The sequence below is a fragment of the Gammaproteobacteria bacterium genome (assembly GCA_011375345.1).
GTDB lineage: Bacteria > Pseudomonadota > Gammaproteobacteria > DRLM01 > DRLM01 > DRLM01.
The window spans coordinates 1-4,165 of the sequence record DRLM01000035.1 but is presented as its reverse complement, the minus strand read 5'-3'; the positions used below and the strand labels follow the sequence as shown (position 1 = coordinate 4,165).

The following is a 4,165-nucleotide window of genomic DNA, read 5'->3' as shown; positions in this document are numbered from 1 at the left end:
TGGCCCAGGTGGAGGGGGGGCAGGCGGCGCGGGTGGTGCTGGCCGTGCCCGCCCCCCGCCGTGGCCGTTTGCCTTTGGGACGGGTGGTGGTGGCCACCCGCTATCCCCTGGGTTTGTTCCGGGCCTGGTCGTTGGTGGAAATGGAGGCGGTGGCCATCGTCTATCCCAAACCCAGCGCCAAAGCGCCGCCGCTGCCGCCCGCGCCCCGAAGTGGCGGTCGCCAGACCGTGGCCGAAGCCGGCAGCGACGATTTTCGCGGCCTGCGCAACTATCAGGACGGCGACTCGCCCCGCCATGTGCACTGGAAAGCCTGGGCCCGGCAGGAGCAGCTTCTCACCAAACAATTCCAGCGCCAGCAGGCGCCGGAGCTGTGGCTGGACTGGGACAGCCTCACCGGGCCTGCGGAAACCAAGCTCAGCCATTTGTGCCGCTGGCTGCTGGATGCCGCCGCCGCCGGCGAGCGCTATGGCCTGCGCCTGCCGGGTGAGACGCTGCCGCCGGGGCAGGGTGCCGCCCACCGCCATCGCTGCCTTGCGGCGCTGGCCCTGTGCGGAGAGGCGCCATGAGCCGGAACACTATCGTGAACCAACGGTTTACGGGGTTGTTGCTGCTGGGACTGGGCCTGAGCGTGGCGCCTCATCTGCCCCGCCTGCCGCCGTGGATCAGTGGCCTGGTGGGGGTGCTGTTCCTGTGGCGCTACCTGGCCTGCAGCCGGGGCTGGGCAGTGCCGGGAAGGGGGCCCCGCCTGGCCTTTGCCGCCGCCGCCATGGCCGGGATTTACCTCAGCTTCGGCAGCCTCACCGGCCGCGACGCCGGCGTGGCCCTGCTGGTGGTGATGCTCAGTGCCAAGCTGCTGGAAGTGAAGCAGCGGCGCGACGTGGTGGTGCTCATGTTCGTGGCCTATTTCGTGGTGGTCACCCAGTTTCTCTATTCCCAAAGCGTGGCCGCCACTGCCTATGCCCTGTTTGCCGTCTGGTGCCTGCTCACCTTGCATCTTTGCGCCGGACACTCGGCCTGGCGTCCCTTGGCCCAAAGCGTGCGCCTGGCTGGCGTGCTCATGGCCCAGGCCCTGCCTTTGATGGTGGTGTTGTTCGTGCTGTTTCCCCGCATTCCGGGGCCGCTTTGGACACTGCCCAAAGATGCCCACGGCGGTCTCACCGGCCTCAGCGACAGCATGAGTCCCGGTGCCATCAGTCAGCTCAGCCAGTCCGACGCCGTGGCCTTCCGGGTGCAGTTCGACGGTCCTCCGCCGCCACCGGAACAACGCTACTGGCGCGGTCCCGTGTTGTGGGACACCGACGGCCGCCGCTGGTTTGCCGGCAGTCCCGGGCGGGCCGTGACGGTGCAGGTGGCCCCTCCCCAGCGTGCCTTGCACTACACCGTCACCCTGGAGCCTCACAACCGCAAATGGCTCCTGGCCCTGGACTGGCCCGTGGAGGTGCCCCTGGATGCCCGCCTCAGCGACGATTTCCAGGTGCTGGCAGCGCGCCCCGTGCAGCAGCGCCGGCGCTATCACCTGGCGTCCTACCTCGCTCCCGCCTCGGCCCCCTTAAGCCCCGCGCAGCGCCGCCGCGCCCTGGCTCTGCCCCAGGGCGGCAACCCCCGCAGCGTGGCCCTGGGGCGGGAACTGCGCCGGCGCCTGCGTGACGACCGCGCCATTGTCGCCCGGGTGTTGCAGCGCTTTCGCACCGAAGACTTCGTCTACACCCTGAGTCCGCCCTTGCTGGCCGGCGAGCACGTGACGGATGCGTTTTTATTCGACAGCCGCCGGGGCTTTTGCGAACACTTTGCCGCCAGTTTCGTGGTGGTCATGCGGGCCGCCGGCATCCCTGCCCGCATCGTCACCGGCTACCTGGGCGGCGAACGCAATCCCCTGAACGGCTACCTCGTCGTGCGCCAGCGCGATGCCCACGCCTGGGCCGAAGTATGGCTGAACGGTCGTTGGCGGCGGGTGGATCCCACCACCGCCGTGGCCCCCGAGCGCATCGAGCGCAGCATCCAGGTGGCCGATCTGGGAGTGGGGGCGGCAGTGCTGTTCGAGGTGCCGGGCGACGGCGTTCTGGGTGATGCACTGCGCCGCCTGCGCTACGCGCTGGATGCCTTCGACAACGGCTGGAACCAATGGGTGCTGGGCTACGGCCCCGAACTGCAAGAAAAATTTCTCGACCGCTGGGGAGTGGATGCGCGTTCCTGGTCTGATGTCGCCGGCAGTCTCTTGGCTGCCGGCGGCCTGCTGATCGCCGCCGTTGCGTTCTACATGATGCGGCCCACACCGCAAACACTCGACCCGGTTCAACGTGCCTACCTGCGCTTTTGCCGCAAACTCGCCCGGTGCGGCCTCAAACGCGCCGAGCACGAAGCCCCGGCCGACTTCGCCCAACGTGTCAGCCGGGCGCGGCCAGACCTTGCAGCAACAGTGGCCTGTATCACCCGGCTGTACTCGCAATTGCGCTACAGCACCGAAACAACGCCCGGAAAAACAGCAGAACTCAAAAAAAGAGTGGCGCGGTTCCGGCCCTGAGCACTACTTGCGTAAATCCTGTTGGATCGGCCCGGGGCGTGGTTTTCTCCCCCTATGCCCGGCCGGAAAAACGGTTCCCCTCCGCGCGCGAAAGGCAGCGCAAAACCGTTCCAGCGTCTGTCCCCGGCGTCTGCGCAGATCGCAACAACCCGCTACGTCTCCCCCCTCTTCCGCGCAAAATTCAATACTGAGCCCAGCGGACTGCGCACAGCGTTTCCCCCGCGCTGCAATACGTGTGTATAAATTTGCGTGGTGCGGATATCCTTGTGTCCCAGTTGTTCCTGGACAGTGCGGATATCCATACCGCGCTCCAGAAGGTGCGTCGCAAAAGAGTGGCGCAAGGTGTGACAAGTCGCGGGCTTTTGAATACCCGCCTTTATGACTGCTCTTCGAACCGCACGCTGCAACGCCTTTTCGTCCAAATGGTGGCGACGCACCACATTTGATCGTGGGTCCACGCTGCGCCGGGAAGCCGGAAACACATACTGCCATCCCCACTCCAGCGGCGCGTTGCGGTACTTTCGCGCTAAGGCATAAGGCAAGTACACCCTTCCAAACCCGTCCGCCAAGTCCTTTTGATGCGTGTTTTTCACCGACTCAAGGTGACGCTGAAGCGGCTTGACAATTTCATCCGCCAGCGTGACCACCCGGTCTTTCGCACCCTTTCCGTTAACGACATAAATCGCCCGGCGACGGAAATCAATATTCATCACCCTGAGTCTGAGACACTCCATCAGGCGCAGGCCGGAACCATACATCAAACAGGCCGCCAACCAGTGCACGCCCTCCAGGTGCGTAAACACCAGCGCCACTTCCTCAGGGGTCAACACAACGGGAAGTTTGGCAGGTTTCTTTGCACGAACGCTGTGAATTTTCCCAAGAGGCGATTTCAACACCTCCTTATAAAGGAAGTTCAACGCGTTGAGCGCCTGGTTTTGTGTGCTGGGAGAAACATTCCGGTCAACAGCGAGAAACGTCAAAAACGCCTCCACTTCACCATCCCCCAACTCTCTAGGATGGCGTTTGTCATGAAAAAATATAAATCGCTTTATCCACGTCACATAAGCCTCTTCGGTGCGGATACTGTAGTGACGAACACGTATCGCAGCGCGAACCTGTGACAAAAACGGCGAAGGCCTTCTTGTCATGCTTCCCCTCCCGTACCCCGGTCCGGCGAGTGTATGCCACACCCCGTTGCGCCGACAAGCGGTTTTGGGAGTGGTGTGTCCCATATTACCCGGAGAAGCAGTCTCAAGTTGGATGTGATACTTTGCGCAGTGTGCAAAATAGCAGCCATAAGACCATGATGTTGCGGAAGCTTGTCCTGCCAGATAACCGGGCGTAACATATCGTTCAGGAAAATAGGAAGGTGTAGTCATTGCGGGATATGCCCCAAAATGGTGTGTTGTAACACACCATTTTGGGGGCTATTCAATGTTAGCTTTGCGTGGCGAATTTATAAAGGGTAGCTTTCCGAGTCCGGTGCAAGAACCCTCGGTCACTTACTTGGGTTTTCTGTTACCGAAGGCCGAGGTATCAAATCATGGAGTCCGGGTTGCTCGAAGGGAAAAACAGAATTATTCGTGCTCTTGAATGAGCGTCACCATTCCCAAACGTCAGAGAAGGGTGGTGGCAGAAGAAAGG

At 62.7% G+C, this 4,165-nt stretch carries 3 protein-coding genes; 2 read left to right on the top strand and 1 reads right to left on the bottom strand.

Annotated elements, in window-relative coordinates; all coding sequences use genetic code 11:
- The coding region (locus ENJ19_02715) for a DUF58 domain-containing protein (GenBank protein ID HHM04639.1) at positions 1-566 on the top strand (566 nt) is incomplete at its 5' end.
- Positions 563-2,521, top strand: coding sequence for a DUF3488 domain-containing protein (locus ENJ19_02710; protein ID HHM04638.1), 1,959 nt, complete (start codon positions 563-565; stop codon positions 2,519-2,521). The genes ENJ19_02715 and ENJ19_02710, both read left to right, overlap by 4 nt.
- A 152-nt stretch (positions 2,522-2,673) precedes the next feature.
- Here the strand turns inward: ENJ19_02710 and ENJ19_02705 are convergent, their stop codons facing one another.
- A complete protein-coding gene (locus ENJ19_02705; protein HHM04637.1) occupies positions 2,674-3,669 on the bottom strand; it encodes an integron integrase in 996 nt (331 codons plus the stop codon).
- Between the last annotated feature and the right edge of the window lie 496 nt (positions 3,670-4,165).